General features: G+C 71.0%; 24 protein-coding genes. 23 read left to right on the top strand and 1 reads right to left on the bottom strand.

What is annotated here, in order from left to right; all coding sequences use genetic code 11:
- Positions 1–379: 379 nt before the first annotated feature.
- The 7 genes from HNQ67_RS09645 (at position 380) to HNQ67_RS09615 (ending at position 5,753) form a co-directional block, all read left to right on the top strand.
- Entirely contained in the window at positions 380–1,600 is a 1,221-nt protein-coding gene (locus HNQ67_RS09645) for an acyltransferase family protein (RefSeq protein ID WP_183254772.1), read from the top strand.
- A gap of 55 nt (positions 1,601–1,655) precedes the next feature.
- Positions 1,656–2,315, top strand: a complete 660-nt coding sequence (locus HNQ67_RS09640) for a hypothetical protein (RefSeq protein ID WP_183254770.1) — start codon at positions 1,656–1,658, stop codon at positions 2,313–2,315.
- 3 nt (positions 2,316–2,318) lie between these two features.
- Positions 2,319–2,624, top strand: coding sequence for a winged helix-turn-helix domain-containing protein (locus HNQ67_RS09635; protein ID WP_183254768.1), 306 nt, complete (start codon positions 2,319–2,321; stop codon positions 2,622–2,624).
- Between the two features lie 97 nt (positions 2,625–2,721).
- The gene (gene folP, locus HNQ67_RS09630; RefSeq protein WP_183254861.1) at positions 2,722–3,513 is read left to right on the top strand and encodes a dihydropteroate synthase; all 792 of its coding nucleotides are present in this window, start codon (positions 2,722–2,724) and stop codon (positions 3,511–3,513) included.
- A gap of 43 nt (positions 3,514–3,556) precedes the next feature.
- Entirely contained in the window at positions 3,557–4,360 is an 804-nt protein-coding gene (thiD, locus tag HNQ67_RS09625) for a bifunctional hydroxymethylpyrimidine kinase/phosphomethylpyrimidine kinase (RefSeq protein WP_183254766.1), read from the top strand.
- Positions 4,357–4,938, top strand: a complete 582-nt coding sequence (locus HNQ67_RS09620; protein WP_343054875.1) for a nucleotidyltransferase family protein — start codon at positions 4,357–4,359, stop codon at positions 4,936–4,938. The genes thiD and HNQ67_RS09620 overlap by 4 nt, the downstream gene beginning before the upstream one ends.
- Positions 4,938–5,753, top strand: a complete 816-nt coding sequence (locus HNQ67_RS09615; protein ID WP_183254764.1) for a PhzF family phenazine biosynthesis protein — start codon at positions 4,938–4,940, stop codon at positions 5,751–5,753. Before HNQ67_RS09620 ends, HNQ67_RS09615 begins: the two co-directional genes overlap by 1 nt.
- A gap of 62 nt (positions 5,754–5,815) precedes the next feature.
- Here the strand turns inward: HNQ67_RS09615 and HNQ67_RS09610 are convergent, their stop codons facing one another.
- Positions 5,816–6,283: a hypothetical protein gene (locus HNQ67_RS09610; protein ID WP_343054874.1), complete on the bottom strand. Its 468-nt coding sequence runs from the start codon at positions 6,281–6,283 to the stop codon at positions 5,816–5,818.
- A gap of 227 nt (positions 6,284–6,510) precedes the next feature.
- On the opposite strand from HNQ67_RS09610, the gene HNQ67_RS09605 reads away from it, so the two are divergent.
- The 16 genes from HNQ67_RS09605 (at position 6,511) to HNQ67_RS09530 (ending at position 23,269) form a co-directional block, all read left to right on the top strand.
- Entirely contained in the window at positions 6,511–6,909 is a 399-nt protein-coding gene (locus HNQ67_RS09605) for a hypothetical protein (protein WP_183254762.1), read from the top strand.
- A complete protein-coding gene (locus HNQ67_RS09600; RefSeq protein WP_183254760.1) occupies positions 6,910–7,590 on the top strand; it encodes a response regulator transcription factor in 681 nt (226 codons plus the stop codon).
- A gap of 86 nt (positions 7,591–7,676) precedes the next feature.
- Positions 7,677–9,059, top strand: a complete 1,383-nt coding sequence (locus HNQ67_RS09595) for an ATP-binding protein (protein ID WP_221247816.1) — start codon at positions 7,677–7,679, stop codon at positions 9,057–9,059.
- Between the two features lie 85 nt (positions 9,060–9,144).
- Entirely contained in the window at positions 9,145–10,506 is a 1,362-nt protein-coding gene (locus tag HNQ67_RS09590) for a hypothetical protein (RefSeq protein WP_183254757.1), read from the top strand.
- A gap of 19 nt (positions 10,507–10,525) precedes the next feature.
- On the top strand, positions 10,526–11,344 hold the full coding sequence (gene ccmI, locus HNQ67_RS09585; RefSeq protein ID WP_183254755.1) for a c-type cytochrome biogenesis protein CcmI: 819 nt from the start codon (positions 10,526–10,528) through the stop codon (positions 11,342–11,344).
- Positions 11,341–11,814, top strand: a complete 474-nt coding sequence (gene ccmE / locus HNQ67_RS09580; protein ID WP_183254752.1) for a cytochrome c maturation protein CcmE — start codon at positions 11,341–11,343, stop codon at positions 11,812–11,814. Before ccmI ends, ccmE begins: the two co-directional genes overlap by 4 nt.
- A complete protein-coding gene (locus HNQ67_RS09575) occupies positions 11,811–13,796 on the top strand; it encodes a cytochrome c-type biogenesis CcmF C-terminal domain-containing protein (protein WP_183254750.1) in 1,986 nt (661 codons plus the stop codon). Before ccmE ends, HNQ67_RS09575 begins: the two co-directional genes overlap by 4 nt.
- Complete coding sequence (locus HNQ67_RS09570; protein ID WP_183254748.1) at positions 13,793–14,293, top strand: cytochrome c-type biogenesis protein; 501 nt, start codon at positions 13,793–13,795, stop codon at positions 14,291–14,293. The genes HNQ67_RS09575 and HNQ67_RS09570 overlap by 4 nt, the downstream gene beginning before the upstream one ends.
- A 111-nt stretch (positions 14,294–14,404) precedes the next feature.
- Positions 14,405–15,949, top strand: a complete 1,545-nt coding sequence (locus HNQ67_RS09565; RefSeq protein WP_183254746.1) for a trypsin-like peptidase domain-containing protein — start codon at positions 14,405–14,407, stop codon at positions 15,947–15,949.
- A gap of 70 nt (positions 15,950–16,019) precedes the next feature.
- A complete protein-coding gene (locus HNQ67_RS09560) occupies positions 16,020–16,691 on the top strand; it encodes a response regulator transcription factor (protein WP_183254744.1) in 672 nt (223 codons plus the stop codon).
- A 9-nt stretch (positions 16,692–16,700) separates the two neighbouring features.
- Positions 16,701–18,113 (top strand): sensor histidine kinase, encoded by a 1,413-nt coding sequence (locus HNQ67_RS09555; protein WP_183254742.1) that lies wholly within the window; start codon positions 16,701–16,703, stop codon positions 18,111–18,113.
- Positions 18,110–20,998, top strand: a complete 2,889-nt coding sequence (locus tag HNQ67_RS09550) for a bifunctional [glutamine synthetase] adenylyltransferase/[glutamine synthetase]-adenylyl-L-tyrosine phosphorylase (protein ID WP_183254740.1) — start codon at positions 18,110–18,112, stop codon at positions 20,996–20,998. The genes HNQ67_RS09555 and HNQ67_RS09550 overlap by 4 nt, the downstream gene beginning before the upstream one ends.
- 67 nt (positions 20,999–21,065) lie before the next feature.
- The gene (locus HNQ67_RS09545) at positions 21,066–21,698 is read left to right on the top strand and encodes an EF-hand domain-containing protein (protein ID WP_183254738.1); all 633 of its coding nucleotides are present in this window, start codon (positions 21,066–21,068) and stop codon (positions 21,696–21,698) included.
- 64 nt (positions 21,699–21,762) lie between these two features.
- Positions 21,763–22,326, top strand: a complete 564-nt coding sequence (locus HNQ67_RS09540; RefSeq protein WP_183254735.1) for an RNA polymerase sigma factor — start codon at positions 21,763–21,765, stop codon at positions 22,324–22,326.
- 5 nt (positions 22,327–22,331) lie between these two features.
- Positions 22,332–22,760 (top strand): hypothetical protein, encoded by a 429-nt coding sequence (locus tag HNQ67_RS09535; RefSeq protein WP_183254855.1) that lies wholly within the window; start codon positions 22,332–22,334, stop codon positions 22,758–22,760.
- Positions 22,757–23,269 carry a periplasmic heavy metal sensor gene (locus HNQ67_RS09530; RefSeq protein WP_183254732.1) on the top strand — a complete coding sequence of 171 codons (513 nt, stop codon included), beginning with the start codon at positions 22,757–22,759 and terminating at the stop codon, positions 23,267–23,269. The genes HNQ67_RS09535 and HNQ67_RS09530 overlap by 4 nt, the downstream gene beginning before the upstream one ends.
- The last annotated feature ends 5 nt before the right edge of the window (positions 23,270–23,274 follow it).

The raw sequence follows: 23,274 nt of genomic DNA, 5'->3' as shown, positions 1-23,274 counted from the left end.
GGGCGACGGAGAGTCCGGGGGTCCTCGTCGGGCAGGGATGGATCCTGCCCGCTTGCTCGCCGCGCGCTAATGGAAGCGGGCTGCTGACGTCAGCACCATGCCGTCATGTCCGCCCCGCGTCGGGTTCAGCAATGGTCCTGGCGGTGATCCGGCAAGGCTCGAATGACAGGGCCGCCAGCCGGAGGGCGCGTGGAAAACGGCTACGCGGGACAGTCTGTCTCGTCGAAACGGTATTCAAACCTCAACCGGGCGAGGCCCGGCTGTCCCGCGCCCTCCCCAACCGCTTTTCCCGAAGCGGCGAAGGTCCCGTTGGAAAAACAAGTTTGCATCTCAAACAAGTCTATCGTAGATCGGCGTTCTCAACCACCGGGAGGGCGTCATGTCGTCATCTGAACTCCAGCCGGTCGACCGGCTTCACGGGCTCGACGCCCTGCGCGGGATCGCCCTGCTGCTGGGCGTGGTCCTGCACGCATCCATGTCCTATTTCCCGGTCCCGATCTGGATCGCGGCGGACACCGACAGCTCGCCGGTTGCCAGCGCCCTCTTCTTCGCCATCCACCTGTTCCGGATGACGACCTTCTTCCTGATCGCCGGCCTGTTCGCCCACATGATGCTGGGACGGCGCGGAACGTCGGGCTTCATCAGGGACCGGCTCAGCCGCATCGCCGGCCCGCTCGCGGTCTTCTGGACCCCCGTTCTCGCCGCCATCATCGGCGGGCTGATCTGGATGGCGGCGATCCGCAACGGGGGAACCATTCCGACCGATGGGCCGCCCCCGCCGCCGCTGACGCTCGAGACCTTCCCCCTGACCCATCTGTGGTTCCTGTGGGTCCTGCTGATCCTCTACGTCGCTACCCTGATCCTGCGCGCGCCGTTCGCGATCGCGGATCGTGACGGCCGCTGGGGCCGGTCCGTCGACCGCATCACCGGCGCCCTGATCGGGCCCTGGACGCCGCTGGTCCTCGCCGCTCCGCTGGCGGTCGCCCTGTGGATGGCGCCGAACTGGATGCCCTTCTTCGGCATCCCGACTCCGGACACGGGACTGGTCCCGAACGCGGCGGCAATGACGGCCTTCGGGTCCGCCTTCGGCCTCGGCTTCCTGCTCGACCGCCGCCGCGACCTGCTCGCCCGCATCGAAGGGCTGTGGCCGGTCTTCACGGTGGTGGCGCTCGGCGTCGGGAGCGCGGCCATGGTCATGGTCGGCGGACCGGTTCCGGAGCTTGCGCCGGTCACCGATCCCGAGCTGAAGGCCCCGCTGGCGGCCATCATGGCCCTGGCGGTCTTCACCTCCACCTTCGCGGCCCTGTCGCTGGCCCTGCGCTTCGCCTCCGGCTACAGCGCCGTGCGCCGCTACCTCGCCGACTCCTCCTACTGGGTCTACATCGTGCATCTGCCGCTGGTCCTGGTCGGGCAGATTCTGGTGATCAACGAGACCTGGCCCTGGTTCGTCAAATTCGGCGTGGTGCTCGGCGGCACGCTGGCGATCAGCCTGCTCAGCTATGAACTGCTGATCCGCCACAGCTTCATGGGCCGCTGGCTGAACGGCTGCCGCATCCCGTGGCGCCGCAAGGCCTCACCGGCCCTCGCGCCCGCCGAATAGCTTGCCAATCCCCCCCGGCCCGTCCACTTCGGACGGGCCGACAAGGAGAGTCGTCATGACCGAGACATCCCGCAAAATGCCTCCCGGCACGGCCGAAGCCGATCTCGCCTTCCTGCGCCGCATCGTCGAGGGCGGCCCCGGCCGGGGCCAGGTCCCCATGGGCGTGCTCTTTCTGGCGGGGGGGCTGTTGTACGGGTTCCAATGTCTGTTTCACCTCGGCCAGGCCGCCGGGATCATCCGCATCTCCGGCCTGGCCAGTCTGATCTTCGTCGTATCGGTCACCCTCGCCATGCTGGCGGTGGTCGCCTGGGCCGTGCGCTATGACCGGAAATCGGGCCAGAAATCGAATGTGGGACCGACCGCCAGCCGGGCCATGAACGGCGTTTTCAGCGCCACCGGGGCCGCCAATCTGGCGATCATCATCGTCTTCGGCCTCGGTGCGGTTCGCGACAGCGACTTCGCCATCTGGCTCTACTATCCGGCCATCGTCTTCGCCTTTCAGGCCATCGCCTGGTTCGTGGCCTGGACCTTGAAGCGCAAGCCCTGGATGGGACTGGTGGCCGTCGGGCACTGGACCACGACGGTGGCCCTCGGCCTGCTGGTGCGCGATCCCGTCGCCTACACCTGGGTCGCGACCGCCGCCCTGTTCCTGCTCTTCGCCCTGCCGGGCTGGATCATCCTGCGCGAGGCCCGGGCCGCCCAGGCGGCGGCCTGACCCATGGGCCTGGCCGATCTCGGACGCATTGACGAGGTCATCCACGGCCGCCTGCGGCTGGGGATCATGGTCTATCTGGCCGACGCCGAGGTGGCGGATTTCACCGAGCTCAAGACCGTGCTCGAGGCCACCCAGGGCAACCTCTCGGTCCATCTGAAAAAGCTGGAGGAGGCGGGCTACGTCGCCATCGCCAAGAGCTTCGTCAACAACAAGCCCCTGACCCGGGTCTCGATCACCCTCGAGGGCCGCCAGGCCTTCGCGGCCTATCTCAAGGCCATCAGCGCCCTGATCGGAGGCGGGGATGCGTGAGACTTCGTCGCTCTCGGGGCTGCTGGACCTGCTCTTCGGCAAGAAGGTTCCGCAGTCCGGCCCGGCGGCGCCCGCCGCGACGGAACCCGTCCGCGTTATGGGCATCGTCAACGTCACCCCGGACAGCTTCTCCGACGGCGGCCGGTTGGCGACCGTCGACGCCGCCGTCGCCCACGGCCTGACCCTGGTCGAACAGGGGGCGGACCTCCTCGACATCGGCGGTGAAAGCACCCGGCCCGGCGCGGACCCCGCCTCCGAAGCCGAGGAGATCGCCCGCGTCATCCCTGTCATCGAGGGCCTGCGCGACGCCTGGTCCGGCCCGCTCAGCGTCGACACCATGAAGCCCGCCGTGGCCCGCACCGCCGTCGCCGCCGGCGCCACGATGTGGAACGACGTCACCGCCCTCGGCCACACGCCGGAGAGCCTCGAGACGGCTGCCCGTCTGGGCTGCGACATCGTCCTGATGCACATGCGGGGCGAGCCGCGCACCATGCAGGCCGATCCGCGCTACGGCGACGTGATCGCCGAGGTCTCGGACTGGCTCCTCGCCCGCGCCGAGGCGGCCATGGCCGCCGGCGTCGCCCGCGAGCGCATCTGGCTCGATCCGGGCGTCGGCTTCGGCAAGACGCCGGATCACAACCTGGTCCTGACCGCCCGGCTGGGCGAACTCGCCGCCCGCGGCTTCCCCGTCCTCTACGGAGCCAGCCGCAAGCGCACCATCCAGTCGATCGACCCGACCGCGACCGACCCTGCCGACCGCCTCGGGGGCTCGCTGGCCCTGGCGCTGGCGGCGGCGCGGAACGGCGCGGCGATCCTTCGCGTCCACGACGTCCGCGAAACGGTGCAGGCGCTGGCGGTCCAGGCGGCGATCCGGCGGTGGGAAGGATGAGGCCGGGCTTGCCGAGTCGGACCGGATTGGTCATCCCGTGCGCATGACCTCGCCCGCTGGACGCGTCCTGATCATCGCCGGCTCCGATTCCGGGGGCGGGGCGGGAATCCAGGCCGACATCAAGGCCGTGACCGCCCTGGGCGGATATGCGGCCACCGCCATCACCGCCGTCACCGTCCAGAACACCCTCGGCGTTCATGGCGTCCACCCCCTGCCGCTCGACCTCATCGAGGCCCAGGCCCGGGCCGTGCTCGATGATATCGGCGCCGACGCCCTCAAGACCGGCATGCTCGGCGGGGTCGAGGTGGTCGAACGCGTCGCCGCCATTCTCGACACGTCCGGTGCCCCCGCCGTCGTCGACCCGGTGATGATCGCCAAGGGCGGCGCGCCCCTGCTCCCCGACGAGGCGGTGCAAGCGGTGCGGAGCCTGATGGTCCCCCGCGCCGCCCTGCTGACCCCCAACGCCCCCGAGGCCGAGGCCCTGACCGGCGTCGCCGTCGCCGATCTCGACGGCCAGCGCCGCGCCGGCGAGGCTCTGCTGGCCCTCGGCGCCCGGGCGGTGCTGATGAAGGGCGGCCATGTCCCCGGCGGGACCGTGATCGACCTGCTGCTGACACCGAGCGGCGAGACCCTGCTGGAAGGCCCCCGCCTCGACACCCGCCACACCCACGGCACCGGCTGCACCCTGGCCAGCGCCTGCGCCGCCGGGCTGGCTAAGGGCATGCCGCTGGAAGCCGCCGTGGCCGAGGCCTGGGCCTATGTCGCCGAGGCCATCCGCCGCGCGCCCGGGCTGGGGCAGGGGCACGGGCCGCTCGACCACGGCTGGCCGCTGAGGGACGCGCGGTGAGCGATCTCGAAGCCCGCCTCGCCGCCATCGTCCGCGCCGACCCCGGCCTGATGCACGTCCTGACCACCATGCGGGACCTCAGCCTCAACGACTGGCGCGTCTTTTCCGGCGCCGTCTATCAAAGCGTCTGGAACGCCGTCACCGGCCGGCCCGCCGGCTACGGCGTCCGCGACTACGACCTCGGCTATTTCGACCCTGACACCTCCTGGGACGCCGAGGACGCCGTCATCCAGCGCGTCGCCGCCGCCTTCGACCCGCCCGTCCGCGACATGGTCGAGGTCCGCAACCAGGCCCGCGTCCACCTCTGGTTCGAAGGCAAATTCGGCGAGCCCTACGAAGCCCTGACCGGCACGGACGAGGCGCTCACCCGCTTCGTCGCCCCCGCCTTCGCCGTGGGGGTGCGGCTGGAAGAGGACGACACGATCAGCGTGGCCGCGCCGTTCGGGCTGGACGACGTGTTCTCGCTCACAATTCGGCCCAATCCGCAGCGTCCTCTGGCGAAGGGGTGGGACAAGGCGGTCGCCAATGCGGTGACGCGCTGGCCCGAGCTGACCATCATCGAACCGGAGACCGCCTGATGCGCCAGTGGACCGTCGACGCCTTCGCTTCCGCCCCCTTCCGGGGCAATCCCGCCTGCGTGGTCGAGCCGTTCGACCGCTGGCCCGCCGACGACTGGATGCAGGCGCTGGCGCGGGAGAACAATCAGGCCGAGACCGCCTTCCTGCTGCGCACCGCCGACCCCGCCCGCTTCGGCCTGCGCTGGTTCACGCCGGGGCGGGAGGTCGACCTGTGCGGCCACGCCACCCTCGGCTCGGCCCACGTCCTGATGGCCGAGCTCGGTTCCGAGGCGGCCGCCCTGACCTTCGACACCCGCTCCGGTCCGCTGATCGTGCGCCGCGCCGGGGACGGCTACGAGATGGACTTTCCGGCCGATCCGCCGCGCCAGACCGGTCCCGTCGCCGGACTGGCCGAGGCTCTCGGCGTCGCGCCGGTCGAGGTCTGGGCCGGCCGCTATCTGGTCGCCGTGCTGGCCGACGCGGCCGCCGTGCGGGCCCTGCGGCCCGCCATCGCCGCCCTGTCGGCCCTGCAGGGCGAGGCCGGGGAGGCGGGCGAGGTGATCGTCTGCGCCCTTGCCGACCCGGACGACGACGTCGATGTGGTCGACCGCTTCTTCGCCCCGGGCTGCGGCGTCGACGAGGATCCCGCGACCGGCTCGGCCCACTGCATTCTCGGCCCGCTCTACGCCGACCGGCTCGGGCGGCCGACCGTGCGTTTCCGCCAGGTCTTTCCCGGTCGCGGCGGCGATCTCGAGACCGAGGCGCGCGGCGACCGGGTCCTGCTGCGCGGCCGGGCGGTCACCGTCATCGAGAGCCGGCTGCGGGTGACCTCATAAGAAAGGGGCGCCGTCTTTGCGGACGACGCCCCTCGGGCCTTTCGGGGAGGAAAGGTCAGGCCTTACCAGCGACGGTTGTCGCGGTCGCGGCGCTCGATGCGGATCTGCACGGCCAGGCGGTCATAGCGGCGGTCCAGATCGTTGCGCTCCCAGCGGGTCAGGCCGCCGCGCATGTAGTTGCGCTCCAGCCGGACCAGGGCGTTGAGCTGGCTTTGCAGCCCGTAGGCCTCCCGGCGGCTCAGCGAGCCGTTGCGGAGACCGCGATCGATGCGGCGGTCCAGCTGGTATTTGCGTTGGGCGATCGACTGCCAGCGGCCGTGGTTCTGATAGCGGTCGTCGCGGTCGTAACGATCATCGCGGTCGTACCGATCGTCCCGGTCGTACCGGTCATCGCGGTCACGACGATCATACCGGTCGTGGCGATCATTGCGCTCGTACCGGTCATGCCGGTCATGGTTCTGGGCGGCGGCGGGAACCGCGACGGACGCCGCGGCGATGGCCAGCACGGGGATGAGGGCTTTCTTCATCATCGTCTAAGTCCTTCGCGTTCACGCAGGCCGAACTGGCTACGTTGACGCCACAAGACGCCCTTCGATCTGAGCCCGATCTGAACGGCCTGCGTCAGCTTGCGTTCATGTCGATGACGACGCATCCATGCGGATGCGTCCATTCGGGGTCGCGGGGCGCGCACACGGTGAAATATGTCTACACTCGCCGTTCAGCCGTCGTTCAGAGGCTGGGGCCTAGACCGTCGCTCATGACCCGGATGACCGCCTACATCCTCGCCGCCCTGCTCGCCGCCGCGCCCCTGTCCGTGGCGGCGCAGGATCGTGGCGACCGCCTGGAGGCGCTGCGGGAAAGTCGCGCCGCGGCCGGCGGCGGAGGCGGCGGGTCCCAGGATCGCGGCTCCCGCCCGGAACGCGATGACCGCGGCCAGTCCGGCGATCAACGCGAGCGGCCCTCCCGCGAACAGGCGGAGCCGCCGCGGGTCAGCGTCGGCGCGGCGGTTCAGCGCGCATCCTCCGGACGCCCGGGACGTTTCCTCGGCGCGAGCAATCGTGGCGACACCATCGTGGTCCGCTGGGAGTATCCCGGCGGCCGGGTCGCCGACATCATGGTGGACGGCCGCACCGGCCGGGTGATCGGAGAACGCTGAATGCGCGTGCTGCTTGTCGAGGACGACGCCGACCTGTCGCGCCAGTTGAAGGGCGCGTTGTCCGACGCCGGCTATGCGGTGGATCACGCGGCCGATGGCGAGGAGGCTCATTTCCTCGGCGACACCGAGCCCTATGACGTGATCGTGCTCGACCTCGGCCTGCCCAAGATCGACGGGGTCTCGGTGCTCGAGCGCTGGCGGCGCGAGGGCAAGACCGCGCCCGTTCTGATCCTGACCGCGCGCGGCGCCTGGTCCGACAAGGTCTCGGGTTTCGACGCCGGCGCGGACGACTATCTGACCAAGCCCTTCCACACGGAGGAGCTTCTGGCCCGGCTGCGGGCCCTGCTGCGCCGCTCCGCCGGCATCGCCTCCTCGACCCTGGCCTGCGGCGGTCTCCGCCTCGACCCTCGGGCTGCGCGGGCCAGCGTCAACGGCGAGCCCCTGCGCCTGACCTCGCTCGAATACCGGCTGTTGCACTATCTGATGATGCACCAAGGCCGGGTGATCAGCCGCACCGAACTCGTCGAACACCTCTACGATCAGGACTTCGACCGGGATTCCAACACCATCGAAGTCTTCGTCGGCCGTCTGCGCAAGAAGATCGGGCCCGACCGGATCGAGACGGTGCGCGGTCTCGGCTATCGACTGACATCCCTGCCCGGGGAGAGCGACGAGACGTGACGGACGGCGCGGGGGGCTCAGTCGACGACACAGCGTCCGGCGAGCCGCGGACCTGGGGTCGCTGGTTCGGCCGTCCCGGACGCAGTTTGACCCGCCGCCTGATCTGGCTCGCCTCGGCCTGGATCATCCTCGCCCTCGTCCTGACCGGCTGGACCCTGACCAACCAGTATCAGGAATCCGCCCTGCGCCGGCTCGGCCACGTGCTCTCGGACACCATCGACGAAGTGGTCGTCTCGACCAATGCGGCGGCGGACGGTTCGATCACCGTGGACGAGGTCCGGGACGAGGCCTCCTTGCGGGCCCTTTCCGGGAAATACTGGGCGGTGGCCGAACCCGGGCCCCGCGGTCACCTGCGCATCCTCGTGCGGTCCCCGTCGCTGGCGGGCGAGAGCCTGACCATCCCCGACGATTTGCCCGCCCGTCTGGCCGCCGCCCGTGGCGCCACCATCAGCTACAATGACCCCGACGGCCTCCGCCGGGGCGGGGAAGGGCCGCTGGGCGTCCCGCTGCGCGTCGCCGCCAGCATGAAACAGCTGCCGGGCCGGACCGAGCCTGTGGTCTTCCTCGCCGGCGTTGACCGCTCGAACATCGACAGCGACACCCGCCAGTTCGCCACCTTCACTTGGACCGCCCTGCTGAGCCTCGGCCTCGGCCTGGTCATCGCCGTCTTCCTGCAGGTGCGGATCGGCCTGCGTCCCCTCTACGCCCTCCGGAACGAGATCGCCGATGTCCGCAAGGGGCGGGCGGCGCGGATCGCCCACGGCTATCCCCTCGAAATCCAGCCGCTCGCCGAACAGGTCAATCGCCTGCTCGACCACAATCAGGAAACCGTCGAGCGCCAGCGCACCCACGTCGGCAATCTGGCCCACGCCCTCAAGACGCCGTTGTCGGTGATGCTGGCCGAGGCGGGCGCGCACGAAGGCCCCTTGCCCGACCTTGTGCGCCGCCAGACCGAGGTGATGAAGGCCCAGGTCGACCATCACCTGCGCCGCGCCCGCGCCGCCGCCCGCGCCCAGATGCTCGGCGAGATCACCCTCATCGAGCCGGTCCTCGACGAGATGGCGGTGATGCTGGAGCGGGTGTTCGAGGACAAGGGCGTCATCATCGACTGGCGCGCGCCCGACGGCCTGGCCTTTCGGGGTGAGCGTCAGGATCTGCAGGAACTGCTCGGCAATCTGATGGAAAACGCCTGCAAATGGGCGAAGCGCCGCGTCCGGATTTCGGCCGGGGCCACCGGGCTGGGTCAGATGGTGGTGGTGGTCGAGGACGACGGTCCCGGCCTGCCCGAAGACCAGCGGGAGGCGGCCTTGGAACGCGGCGCTCGCATGGACGAGAGCACCCCCGGCTCCGGTCTCGGTCTGTCCATCGTCGTCGAGCTGACCCGCGCCTATGGCGGCCGCATCTCGCTTTCGGACAGCGAAATGGGCGGACTGAAGGCTGTACTGGAACTTCCCGCCGCCCAGTCCTGAGCCGGTTTTCAGATAGCGAATATTAACCCCGATGCTGGCAGGTTGCGTTGGTTCGGGATTTTCAACCGGCAACGAAGGTAGCTGAATGTCGGGCCTGTCCGTCGCCCATCGCACTGCGCTGGCAGCTCTGATTGAGCAGGTGCCCGATGCTGCCTTGACGAAGCTCTCCGATCTCTCCCGGGGGCTCCCGGGGGGACGGGCCCTGGAATTGGCCGACATGCTGGCGGAAGAAATCCAGGACCGCGCCCGCCGGCGTGTGGTGTTGGGGCCGCTGATGCGGATGTTCCGACCTCGCGCCGACGGCATCGAAGCCGTCACATTCCCCGCCGCCGTCCTGCCGCGACTGTGGAAAGCGGCGGTGGCTCGTGAACCCGCCTTGGTGCGACGGCTCGACAGGGACGACGACAACGCGGCCGCCGTCGCCGATCGCATCTGCCTGGCTGCGGCCGCCGCCGTACGCGATCGCCCCGAAGCGATCTGGCCCGCCGATCTGGAGCCGGGTCGCCGCGAGCGCGGGCTGATCGATCTCGCCGCCTCTCTCGATCTCGCCCATCTGGCCCGGCGGGGACTGCCCTCGCTGGATGTCTGGCTGAAGCGCCCCGACGGCGATCAGGTCGCCGAGTTGCGCCTGATGCTCAAGGACTGCGCCGAAATTCACCAGGACGGCACTCAACGCATACTGGAAATCCTGTTCTCGCATCTTGATGACGCGGTGCTGATCTTGCGCGTGCTTACCCAGAGCTCGGGTGCGGCCGAGCGCGAGGGTTTCCTCAGCGCCTCCGAGCTGTCTGGGTTTATCGAACGGTTGATTATCGGCGTGGATGCGCGCGTGGCCCGCATCTCAGCCTTCCGGCCCGGGTCTGAAGTGGCCTCGGTCGAGCCGGTCATCGAGGATCTTATCTGGTGCGCCAACGTCCATAGTGAGCTCGACGCGACCCTGACCCTCAGTCCGCTCAGCGTCTGGGGCAAGTCAGTGCGCGACGCCCGTGTCACCATCGCCGGCCAGTTGTCATCCTTCATGCGCGCTGCAGACCGGGCTGTAGATAAGGCGCTGCCACTCGAGCAGGTCCAGATTACCGGGCGAATGACCCGCCAACAGCCGCAGCTGACGGCGCCGGTGCAGGGCGAAACGGTTCAGGCTGTGCGAAACCTGCTCAAATTGGTCGGCGCTGTGCGCGGACCCGCCTCAATCTTCGGCGCGGAATCTGACCGCAAAAAGCTCGTCGATGCCTTGACCACGCGTGTGTTCGAATACGCTGATCAGGCGGTGACGGTGATCAATGACGGGGAGGTCGAAGATGAGACCAATGCCCTTCGCCTTGTCGAGTTGGCCGCGCGCTGCCTTGATTTGATCGACGCCCGTGGTGCGGCCCGCACCGTGCGTCGCCGCGCCGCAGTGGCCGGAGCGGCCAAACGCCGGTCGAGCCCCTCGTCGCGAGCCGCCTGATCGGCTACATCGCCCGGCGATGACGGTGTTCTGGATCATGACGGCGCTGATGGCGGCGCTCGCGGGCCTGCTGGTGCTGGCCGGCGCGCGGCGCGGCGACGCGGAGGGCGAACTGGTGACGCCCGCTGTCGCCTCGGCTGAGCTCTCGGAGCTGGATCGCCTCAAGGCTCGCGGCCTGCTGGACGAGGCCGGCTGGACCGTCGCCCGGGCCGAAGCCGGACGCCGCATCCTGTCGGCCCGGCGCGACACGGCTCCGGTCGTCGCCGGCGGGCGCGACCGGGTCTGGGTGCTGGGTGGCGTCATGACTGCGGTCGCCGCCGCGCTCGGCCTCTATCTGCTGATCGCCGCGCCGGGCCTGCCCGACCAATCGTATGAGCGCCGCGTCGAGGAATGGGCGACGCGGCTCGACACCCTCCAGCCGCCGCAGATCGCAGCGGTGGTGGCGCGTGAAGTGGAGCAACGTCCGGACGACTATCAGGCCCTGACCATGCTCGGGGTGGCCCGCTCCGGGGCCGGCGATCCGATCGGCGCCGTCTCCGCCTTCCGCCGCGCGGCCGCGCTTCAGCCCGACGACGCCGGCGCCTCGTCGCGGCTGGGACAGAGCCTGGTGCGGGTCAACGGCGGGGCGGTCGGCGCCGATGCCGAAGCCGCCTTCCGCCGCGCGTTGGAGATCGATCCCGGTCAGGGCAGCGCCCGCTATTTCCTCGGCGAGGCGGCCCTGGCGCGGGGCGAGCTCGCGATGGCCCGCGAGATGTGGGCCCCCCTGATCGCGGCCCTGCCGGCCGGCGACCCGGACCGGGCCGGGCTTGAGGCCCGACTGGCCGGAGCGGGATCGTGAGCTGGCTGCCCAAATCCCCCAAGGCCCGCCGCCGCCTGTGGGTCGTGGCCGCCGTCGCCCCAGTGCTGGCGCTGGCCGTTGGCCTGTCCCTGTATGCGATGCGCGACAGCGTGACCTTCTTCTTCTCCCCGTCCGAAGCCACGCCTGAGAACGCCCCGGCGGGTCGCGTCGTGCGGCTGGGCGGCCTCGTCGAGACCGGCAGCGTCGTCCGCGACGGCTCGGGTCAGGTCGCTTTCGCGGTCACCGACAACGTCGCCACCACTCGCGTCGTCTACCAGGGCGACCTGCCCGACCTGTTCGCGGAAGGGGAGGGCGTGGTGGCGCAAGGGGCCTTCCTGCCCGACCGCAGCTTCCGCGCCACCCAGGTGCTGGCCAAACACGACGAAACCTACATGCCGCGCGAGGTCGCCGACCGCCTCAAGGCCAAGGGCGAATGGCGTCCGGTCGACAGTTCCCCGGCCACTCCGTGATCGTCGAAACGGGCGCCTTCGCCCTCATCCTCGCCTTCGCCTTGGCGGCGCTGCAAACCGGACTGGCCGTCGCCGGGAGGGTGCGCCGCAGCCCGGTGCTGGCCGGGGCCGCCGCCGGCGCCGCCATCGGCTCGGCCGTGGCCGTGGCCGTCGCCTTCGCCGTCCTGATCCACGCCTTCGCCGGCTCGGACTTCTCGGTCGCCAACGTCGCCGCCAACAGCCACACCGACAAGCCGATGCTCTACAAGGTGGCCGGCGCCTGGGGCAGTCACGAGGGCTCTCTGGTGCTGTGGTGCCTGGTCCTGACCGCGTTCGGCGCGGCCCTGGCCCGGGCGCGGGACCTGCCGTTCGGGCTGAAGACCTCGGCGGTGGCGGCGCAGGGGTTCCTCGGCGTGCTGTTCCTCGCCTTCGCCGTCTTCACCTCCAACCCGTTCGCGCGGCTCGACCCGGCCCCGTTCCAGGGCGCGTCCCTGAACCCGTTGCTGCAGGACCCGGCGCTCGCCTTCCACCCGCCGCTGCTTTACGCGGGCTACGTCGGCTTTTCGGTCTGTTTCTCGCTGGCGGTCGCCGCCCTCATCGAGGGCCGCGCCAACTCGGCCTTCTGGCCCGCCTGGGGCCGCTGGGTGCGGCCGTGGGCCTTGGCCAGCTGGGCCTTCCTGACCGTCGGCATCGCCCTCGGCAGCTTCTGGGCCTATTACGAACTCGGCTGGGGCGGCTGGTGGTTCTGGGACCCGGTCGAGAACGCCAGCTTCATGCCGTGGCTGGCCGGCACGGCCCTGCTGCACTCGGCCGTGGTCACCGAGCGGCGCGGAGCCTTGGCCGGATGGACCACCTTCCTCGCCCTGCTGGCCTTCACCTTCTCGATGCTCGGCGCCTTCCTGGTCCGCTCGGGCGTGCTGACCAGCGTCCACGCCTTCGCCGTCGATCCCGAGCGCGGTCTGATGCTGCTGGCTATTCTCGGCCTGACCGGCGGTCTGGCCTTCGGCCTGTTCGCCTGGCGCGCGCCTCAACTGAAGGGCGGCGGGATGTTCGCCCCGGTCAGCCGCGAAGGCGCGCTGGTGCTCAACAACCTGTTCCTGACCGCCGCCTGCGCCACCGTCCTGCTCGGCACCCTCTATCCGCTGATCCTCGAGGCCGTGAACGGTTCGACCATCTCGGTCGGCCCGCCCTATTTCGCCCTGACCTTCACGCCGCTGATGGCCGTCGCCTTTCTGATACTGCCGGCCGGGCCGTTGCTGGCGTGGAAGCGGGGCGACCTGCCCGGCGTGATGCAGCGGCTCGCCGTCGCCGCCGGCCTCGCCGTCCTGCTGGCGCTGGCCGGCCTCGCCGTGTTCGAGCCGCGCAAGGCGCTGGCGGCGGCCGGGATCGGCCTCGGCGCCTGGCTGATCCTCGGGGCGCTGTCCGAAACCGGTGAGCGCATCCGCCTGTTCCGCGCCCCCGTCGCAGAGAGTTTGCGCCGCGCGCGGGGCCTGCCGCTGGGAGCCTGGGGCATGACCGTGGCTCATGCCGGCCTCGGCGTCTTCGTGCTCGGGGCCGTGGTCGAGACCGGCTATCGCGCCGAGGCCGCCCGCCCGATCGCCATCGGCGAGGTGGTCGAGGCGGGTCCCTGGACCGTGCGCCTCGACGACGTCCGGGTGGTCGAGGGCCCCAACTATCTCGCCGAACGCGGCCGGTTGACGGTCTCCCTTCGCTCCGGCGCCGCGCCGCGCGAGATCACCGCCGAACGCCGCTTCTTCCCGGCCGGCGGCCAGACCACCACCGAGGTCGGCCTCGACTTCCGCGGTCTCGACGACGTCTATGTGGTGCTCGGCGAACGCGGCCGGACCGAGGCCGGAGAACCCGCCTGGAGCGTCCGCGTGTGGTGGAACCCGTGGGCGCGGCTGATCTTCCTCGGCCCGGCCCTGATGGCGCTCGGCGGGGGGCTGTCGCTGATGGATCGCCGCCTGCGGCTCGGCGTCAGCCGGCGGGAGGCCAGGGCATGAAGCGCATCCTGCTGATCGCCATGGCCTCGCTGTCCGTGACCGCCGCGGCGGCCCAGGAACCGCCGCCCACGCCGGACCGGCCGCTGCCGGACGCCGCCCAGGAAGCCCGGGCCCAGGCCCTGTTCGACGACATCCGCTGCGTCGTCTGCCAGCACGAGGCCATCGCCGACAGCCCCGCCGTCATCGCCGCCGACATGCGCCAGCTGGTCCGCGACCAGATCGCCGCCGGCCGCACCGACGCCGAGATCGAGCAGGATCTGGTCCGCCGCTACGGCGATTTCGTGCTGTTCCAGCCGCCGGTCCGCCTCGGGACCTGGCTCTTGTGGTTCGGTCCGGTGGTCCTGATGGCCGCCGTCTTCGCCCTGCTTCTGCTGCGGTCGCGCCGCCGCCGCGTCGAGGTCGCGCCCCTCACCGCGGACGAAGAGGCCCGGCTGGCCGATATCGTGGCCGGGGACGAGCTTCGCCGTGATCCTGACGCAAAGCCGTCTGACGACTAGGGGCCGGACGGACCCATCCTCGCGTCCCGGCGTTGGCGATAGCGGCCGGCGCCCTATATTGACGGAACTGACCGGGCCTCCGCGCCCGACGAAAGGATCGTACGAAACCCGATGATGAAGCGTAAGGAATTCATGCTGGGGGCCACGTTCGGCCTGGTTCTCGCGGCCGGCGCCACCGCCGGGGGCGTCATCGACTGGCCCACCGCCGAGGCCGGCCCCGTCGCCGGCGCGTCCGGCCGTCTGGCCCCGAACGCCGGTCCCGCCGGCCTCTTCGCCCCCCCGCAAGGCGCCCCCCTCAGCTTCGCCGACATCTTCCAGCAGGTCGCCCCGGCGGTGGTGCAGATCGACGTCGAAGCACCGATCGAGCGTCCGCCTGGCGGTGTGCTCCGCATCCCGGGAATCCCCTTCGGCGTCCCGGTGCCTGAGCTTGAGGAGGGCGAGGAAGCTCCGACCTCCGTTGGTGCAGGGTCCGGCTTCTTCATTTCCGGCGACGGCTACATCGTCACCAACTCCCACGTCGTCGCGAACGCGACCAAGATCACTGTGCGGCTCGCCGACCAGCGCGAGCTTCAGGCCCGATTGGTTGGACGGGATGAGGACACGGACCTGGCTGTTATCAAGGTGGACGGCGCCGGCTATCCGTTCGTGACATTCGAGGAGCAGGCACAGCCCCGGGTCGGCGACTGGGTGATCGCCGTGGGAAACCCGTTCGGACTCGGCGGAACCGCGACGGCGGGCATCGTGTCGGCGCAGGGGCGCGGCGGCATCGACGCGGATACGCCCTACACCGACTATCTTCAGATCGACGCCGCCATCAACCGCGGCAATTCCGGCGGGCCGACCTTCGACATCTATGGCCGGGTCATCGGCGTGAACTCCGCCATCTATTCGCCGACGGGCAACTCCGTCGGGATCGGCTTCGCCATTCCGGCCTCGACCGCCAAGCCGATCACCGATCGGCTGATGCGCGGCGAAACTATCGAGCGCGGCTACATCGGCGTCACCATCGGCAATGCTGATGGGGAGACGCTGAAGGCGCTCGGGCTGCCTGCAGACACCAAGGGCGCCTTGGTGAACACGGCCGAGCCGGGCGGCCCGGCCGCCGCCGCCGGGCTCCAGTTCGGCGACGTGATCGTCGCCCTGAACGGCCGGCCCGTGGTAGATTCTAACGATCTGACCCGCCGGGTCGGCGCGCTCCAGCCGGGGCAGACCGCACGGTTGGAATACTTGCGGGACGGGAACCGGCGCACGGCCAATCTGAGACTCGGCGTTCGGCCATCGGCCAGCGAACGCAACAGCGGACAGGGCGACGGCCGCGGGTCGTCCGCGCAACCCGAGGTTCCGACGCCCTCCACCGCCACGGTGCTTGGGCTTAACGTCACGCCCCTGACCGCAGCCATGCGCGAGCAGATCGGCGCGCCGGCCCGGGTGGAAGGCGTTCTTGTCACCGGGATCGGGCGCGGCGGGGATCGCCGCTTCCAGTCCGGCGGCGTTGTCATCCAGCGAGTCGGCAGCGTGCCGGTACGGACGGTGGCCGAACTCCGGGCTGCCGTGGAGGCTGTCCGGCGCGCTGGCCGCGACAGCGTCTTGCTCATGGTGTGGACACCCGGGAATGGCAGCGTGCCGGTGGTCGTGGACCTTCCCGATCCTGAATAAGCGGTAACTGCCCCCATCGCCGCCGATGCGCTAACATCGGCGGCGATTCCGCATCTGAGGGGCTGATTCCATGCGCATCCTGGTGGTCGAAGACGACGCCGAAGCCGCGACCGCCATGGTCCGCGGGCTGACCGAGGCGGGTCACGAGCCGACCCACGCCGTCGACGGCGCCTTCGGTCTGCTGGAGGCCCAGAAGGGCGGCTACGACGTCTATGTCGTCGACCGCATGATGCCCCGCCTCGACGGCATCGGCATGGTCGAGACCCTGCGCAAGGACGGCGACCAGACCCCGGTGCTGTTCCTCTCAGCCATGGGCGAGGTCGACGACCGTGTCGCGGGCCTCAAGGCCGGCGCCGACGACTATCTGGTCAAGCCCTACGCCTTCTCGGAGCTGATCGCCCGGGTCGAGGCCCTGTCCCGCCGCCGCGAGACCGGCTCGGTCGCCACCATGCTCAAGGTCGGCGACCTCGAGATGAACCTGATCGCCCGCACCGTTCACCGCGGCGATCAGGAGATCGACCTGCAGCCGCGCGAGTTCCAGCTGCTCGAATTCCTGATGCGCCACGCCGGCCAGTCGGTCACCCGCACCATGCTGCTGGAGAAGGTCTGGGAATACCATTTCGACCCCCAGACCAACGTCATCGACGTCCACATCAGCCGCCTGCGCGCCAAGATCGACAAGGGCTTCGACCACGCCATGCTGCAGACGGTCCGCGGCGCGGGGTACCGGCTGGAGGCCTGACGCCTCCCGATGAAGCTCCCCTCCCTCCTTCGCCGCACGCCCTTCCGGCTGACGCTGCTGTTCCTCGCCCTGTTCGCGGCGGCGGCCAGCGCCATCCTCGCCTGGGTCTATTTCGCCTCCGCCGCCGAGGCCCGGGTCAACGCCGAGCGCGAGGTGCGCGGCGAGATGCAGGTGCTGGCCGGCGTCTATGACGCCCGCGGCTTCGACGCCCTGAACAAGGCCCTGATCGACCGCTCCCTGACCCAGAGCGCCTTCGTCTATCTGCTGCTCGACGAAGACGGCGGCACCGTCACCGGCAGTCTCAACCAGTCGCCGATCGAGACGATGGAGAGCGACCGCCAGTGGATCACCTTCCCGTTCACCGAAACCGACGCCGAGGGGCGGGTGCGCCGGCCCCAGGTGCGCGCCGTCCAGGTCCGTCTCTCGGGCGGGGAGATGCTGCTGGTCGGCCGCTCGCTCGGCGACACCGAGGCCTATCTGGCCCGCCTGACCCAGGCCCTTTGGGGCGCCATGGGCATCGTCCTGCTGCTCGGCCTCGCCGGCGGGGTGCTGGTCAGCCGCAATCTCGAGAAGTCGATGGGCCGGCTCAACAAGGTCGTCCTGGCGGTGCAGGAGGGAAACCTGAAGGCCCGCGCCCCGGTGCGCAACTCCGGTGACGAGCTCGACGAGCTGGGGGCCGGGCTGAACACCATGCTCGACCGGCTCGAGGCGTCGATGGCTTCGATCCGCCACGCCGGCGACGCCATCGCCCACGATCTGCGCTCGCCCCTGACCCGCATGCGGGCCAAGCTGGAGGTGTCGCTGATCGACGCCGAGGCCGGCAAGATCGACGGCGTCGACGCCCTGCAGCTGGCGCTCGACGAAGCCGACAACCTGCTCAAGACCTTCAACACCGTTCTCGCCATCGCCCGTCTGCAGGCGGCGGCCGGCCGCACCCCCGACCCCCAGCGCTTTGACGCCGCCGAGCTCGCCGCCGACATGGCCGAGCTCTACGAGCCCGCCTCCGAGGACAAGGGGCTGGAGTTCTCGGCCGAGATCGAGCGCGGCCTGATGGTCGAGGCCAACCGGCCCTTCCTCGCCCAGGCGATCGCGAACGTCATCGACAACGCCATCAAATACACGCCGACCGGCGGCGCCGTGATGCTTCGCGCCCGCCGCCGCAGCTCGGGCGAGATCGAATTCTCGGTCACCGACACCGGCCCCGGCGTGCCCGAGGGTGACCGCGAGCGGGTCATCCAGCGCTTCGTCCGCCTCGACAACAGCCGCACCGAGCCCGGCTCCGGTCTCGGCCTGTCGCTGGTCGGCGCCGTGCTCGAGGCCCACGGAGGTCGTGTCCAGCTGGACGAAGGACCCGGCGAATACGGCGGCTTCGGCCCCGGCCTGCGCGTCGCCCTCGTCCTGCCGCCGGCGGACGCGGCGTGAGCGAGGGGCTGGCCGCGGCCCTGACGGCGTGCGGCCCCGTCGTCGACCCTGAAGCCGCCGATCGCGCCCGCGAGCGCCTGGCCGGGGAGGCGTCCGGGGCGGGCTGGCTCGAAGTTCTCGACACCGCCTGGCCGGTCCTCGCGCCGGCCTTCGCCGCCTCGCCCTATCTGTTCGGTCTGGCGCGGCGCTGGCCGGATCGGCTTCGGACCACCCTGGAGGAGCCGTCGGCCTTCCGCCTCGCCGCCATCCTCGCCGCCACCGACGCCCTCGCCGGCGGCGCCGACGACCTGCGCGCCCCCCTGCGCCGGCTCAAGGGCGAACTGCATCTGCTGACCGCCCTCGCCGATCTCGGGGGCGTCTGGAACCTCGATCAGGTGACCGACGCCCTCAGCCGCTTCGCCGATGCGTCGGTCGCCGCCGCCCTGCGCGCCGTCGCCCACGATCAGCGCGAACGGGGCAAACTGGTCAGCTCCGCCGACGATCTGCGCGGACCCGTCCCCGGCCTCTTCGGCCTCGCCATGGGCAAGCACGGCGCCTTCGAGCTCAACTATTCCTCCGACATCGACATCAGCCTGTTCTGGGAGCCGGAGGCCCTGATCCCCGCTCTGGCCGAGGGGGTGGAGCCGCAGCGTTTCGTCGACCGCCTGGCCCAGTCTCTGGCGGTCCTGATGCAGGAGCGTACCGGCGACGGCTATGTTTTCCGCGTCGACCTGCGCCTGCGTCCGGACCCATCCTCGACACCGCCCGTGGTCGCCGCCCCGACGGCCCTGGCCTATTACGAGAGCGTCGGTCAGAACTGGGAGCGGGCCGCCTTCATCAAGGCCCGGCCGGTGCTCGGCGATCCCGGGGCTGGAGCCGACTTTCTGAAGGCGCTTCGCCCCTTCATCTGGCGCCGCAGCCTCGACTACCCCGCCATACTCGACATCCAGTCGATCAAGCGGCAGATCCATGTCCACAAGACCGGCGACGGCCTTGAGGCGGCGGGCGCCAATCTCAAGCTGGGCCGGGGCGGCATCCGCGAGATCGAGTTCTTCGCCCAGACCCAGCAGCTGATCCTCGGCGGCCGCGATCCCGGCCTGCGCGCGCCGCGCACCGTCGACGCCCTGGCGGCCCTGCGCGACGCGGGACATGTCGCCGTCGACGCCTGCGCCGAACTGACCGACGCCTATGTCGCCCTGCGCCGGCTGGAGCACCGGGTGCAGATGCTGGACGACGAGCAGACCCACAGCCTGCCGGAAGACCCCGCCGCCCGTCGCCGCGTCGCCGCCCTGGCCGGGGTCGCAGACCTGTCTGGCTTCGACGCCGGTGTCGAAGCCCTGTTGGTCGGGGTCAACCGGCGCTACGGCGAGCTGTTCGAGGGCGAGGAGGAACTGTCGTCCCCCTATGGCTCGCTCGTCTTCACCGGCGTCGACAACGATCCCGAGACGCTGAAGACGCTCGACCGCATGGGCTTCTCCGACCCGGTCATGGTCGCCGAGACCATCCGCGGCTGGCACCACGGCCGCATTCCGGCGACGCGCACCGCCCGCGGCCGCGAGCTGTTCACCCGCCTCGCCCCGCGCCTGTTGACGGCGCTGGCGGACACCGGCGCCGCCGACGCGGCGTTCCGCCGGTTCGCCGTGTTCTTCTCCGGCCTCAGCGGCGGCGTGCAGGTCCAGGCCCTGTTCCTGGCCCAGCCGAAGCTGTTCGACCTCGTCGTCGGCGTCATGGCCTTCGCCCCGCGGCTGGCCCGCACCCTCGGCCGCTATCCGGCGGCGCTGGACAGCATGCTGGACGCCCGCTTCGCCCGCAGCATCGAGGAGGACACGGGCGTCGTCGCCCAGATGGGAGCCGATACCGCCGCCGCGCCCGATTTCGAGATCGCCATGAACGTGGTGCGCCGCGTCCATCGCGAGCAGATGTTCCGCATCGGCGTCCAGACCCTGACCGGCCGGGTCGGACCCGAGGAGGCCGGGCGCGCCTACACCACCTTGGCCGACGCCTGCCTCAGCGCTCTCGCGTCCGCGGCCATGGCCGAGACCGTCCGTCAGGGCGGGGCCTTGCCCGGCGGCGCCGTGGCCGTCGTCGCCCTCGGCAAGGCCGGTTCGCGCGAGATGACCGCGACTTCGGACCTCGACCTGATGACGGTTTATGACGCGCCCGGGGATGCGGTGTCGGACCGCAAGGACTGGGCGCCGGGCGTGTTCTATTCGCGCTTCACCCAGCGGCTGATCGCGGCCCTGTCGGCGCACACGGCCGAGGGCGGGCTCTACGAGGTCGACATGCGGCTCCGTCCCGGCGCGTCCAAGGGACCGGTGTCCCTGCGCCTGTCGGCGGTCGAGGACTATTATGCGACCGAGGCCGACACCTGGGAGTTCATGGCCCTGACCCGCGCTCGCGTCGTCTGGGCCGACGACGAGGCCTTCGGCGCGCGGGTGACCGCGGCGCTCGACACTATCCTGCGCCGGCCGCGTCCGGATATCAGCTTCGCAGCCGACGCCCGCCGCATGCGCGACCGCATGGAGCGCCAGCGCCCGGCGCAGGGCCACTGGGACGTCAAACTGGCCCCCGGCGGACAGGTCGACGCGGAGTTCGTCGCCCAGGTGCGTCAGCTCCGCCAGGCGCGAGCGGGCGAGCCCCTGACCGTCTCCACCCTCGAGGCTCTGTCCGAAGATCCGGAACTGGCCGAGGCCTGGCGGCTGCAGCAGGCTCTCAGCCAGATTCTCGGCGCCGCCTTCGACGACCGCCCCGACCCGGATCAGGAGCCGGAAGGCTTCCGGGAGCGGCTGGCCAAGGCCGCCGGCTTTCCGGACTACGGCGCCCTGAAGGCCGGGCTGGCCAGGGCGCGCGCCGCCGCCCGCGCCGCCTTCGAGGCGGCCCTGCCGCCGGCCGGCGACGGAGACTGACGCCAGCCGCGTTTCACTCTCCAGACAGGGATGCGCGGCCGCGTCGGGCGGCCATGGAGAGATCGAGATGAACAAGACCCTTCTGGCGGGCGCTCTGGCCGCCCTGACCCTCGCGGCAGGCGGCATGGCCGTCGCCCAGCAATCCCCGGACCGTCCGCAGGCCCGCGCCTTCCGCGCCGACGCCGACGGCGACCAGCGCCTCAGCCGCGCTGAAGTCGTCGACACGCGCATTCAGCGCCTCACGGCCGCCGACTCCGATGAGGACGGCTCGGTCACCCGCGACGAGATGCGCGCCGCCCGTCAGGCCCGCCGCGCAGAGCGCGCGGACGCCCGCTTCGACCGCCTCGACGCCGACGATGACGGCGCCATCAGCAAGGCCGAGTTCGACGCCCGTCGCGAGCGCCGGAGCGAAGACCGCGCCGAGCGCGCGCCGCGTCACCTCCGTCGCGGCCAGAACCGCGCCGCCGCCCCCCGCGCCGGACGGATGGCCGACCGCGGCCCGGTGGTCATCGCCGAGGCCCGGGCCCGCGCCGAAGCCGGCTTCGCGCGCATGGACGCCGACAGCGACGGCTACATCACCGCCGCCGAACGTCAGGCGGCCCGGGCCGATCGCCGGCAGCACCGGCGCGAGCGCATGATGGAGCGCCGCGAGGCCCGCCGCTCGCAACAGGCGTCGCCTTCGACGCCCGCTTCGGAGTAAGCAGATGGCGGGCGCGGCGGTCCTCGACCTCACCGGCCTCGGAGCAACCTTTCCACGAGGCCGGATGGCGACATTCGCCGACCCCGACGAGGATCTGGTGCGCCGCGTGGGTCAGGGCGATCCAGCGGCCATCCAGGCCATGGTCGCGCGCAAGCTGCCGCGCATGCTGGCGCTTGCCCAACGCATGCTCGGCGACCCGGTCGAGGCCGAGGATGTCGCCCAGGAGGCCATGGTGCGGGCCTGGCGTCAGGCGCCGCGCTGGGTGTCCGGCAAGGCCAGGTTCGACACCTGGCTGCATCGGGTCGCCTTGAACCTCTGCTACGACCGCCTCAGGCGGCGCCGCGAGGTTCCGACCGACATCATGCCGGATCGGCGCGACGACGGCCCGGCGCCGGACCGCGGCTTGCACGCCGCCGACATCGGCTTCGCGGTGAACGACGCCCTCGCCCGCTTGCCCGATCGGCAGCGCGAGGCCATCGTGCTGTGTCATTATCAGGAACTGTCGAACATCGAGGCCGCGGGACTGATGGAGATCAGCGTCGAGGCACTGGAAAGCCTGCTGTCGCGTGGACGGCGAGCGTTGAGACTGGCGCTGGCCGGGCATCGCCCCGGCGCCGAAGGAGTATGAACGTGATGACGGCGGAACGCTTCCTCGCTCTCGTGGCCGCCTACGGCGCGGACCGTCGGCGCTGGCCGGAAGGCGAACGCGCGGCTGCGGACGCCTTCGCGGCGACCCGGGCGGATATTTCGGCGCCGGCGCTCGCCGAGGCCGACGCGGTCGACGCCCTGCTGCACCGTTCGCCGGCGCCGCAGGTGTCGGCGGCGCTGCGCGACCGGGTGTTGACCGCCGCCGCCTCGGCCGGAGGCAGGGCGGGTCGCGCCGGCCGGATGTGGATCGATCGCCTGTCGCTGGCCTTCGGGGCGGGCTGGGCCGTGGCCACCTGCGCGGGCGTGGTCGCGGGCGTGATGCTGACCAGTCATGTGACCGCCGACGCCCAGGCCGACGCTGTTCTCTACCAATCCTCCCTGCTCGGCGTGGATGATACGGAGGTGCTCGGTTGAGCCCCAGGACGCTGAAGATCGCGCTCGCCGCCTCGGTGGCGCTGAACCTCTTTGCTGTGGCGGCGGGGGCGACCCTGCTCGTGGGCCGCGCCGACGTCGAACGCCGCATCGAGGCCCAGCACCGCGCGCCCCGCGACCGGTCGTTCATGACTGTCGTCGAAGGGCTCGATCCGGCGGTGCGCGAGAACGTGCGCGAGACCCTGCGCGCCTCCGCTCGCGCGGCCCGTCCCGACTTCGAGGAGACCCGGCTCAAGCGGCGTCAGGCGACGGCCCTGGTCCGCTCGGGCGATTTCGATCCCGAGCGGGTCTCCGCCCTGCTCGAGGAATCCCGCGCGGCGGAACTGCGCGGCCGGGCCCGGCTCGAGGCCGACGCCGTGGCGGTGCTGGCGACGCTGGAGCCCGATGATCGGGCGGCCCTCTCGGAAATCCTCACCCGGCGGGGTCGGGTCGTGGTCCGCAACAAGGGTGACCGCAAGGCCCGCGAGGCCCCGCCTCGCGCAGCGGAGTGAACGGC

The organism is Brevundimonas basaltis, from assembly GCF_014202075.1.
Classification (GTDB): domain Bacteria; phylum Pseudomonadota; class Alphaproteobacteria; order Caulobacterales; family Caulobacteraceae; genus Brevundimonas; species Brevundimonas basaltis.
Note: the sequence above shows the minus strand (reverse complement) of the source record. Positions and strands in the feature narration are given on the sequence as shown.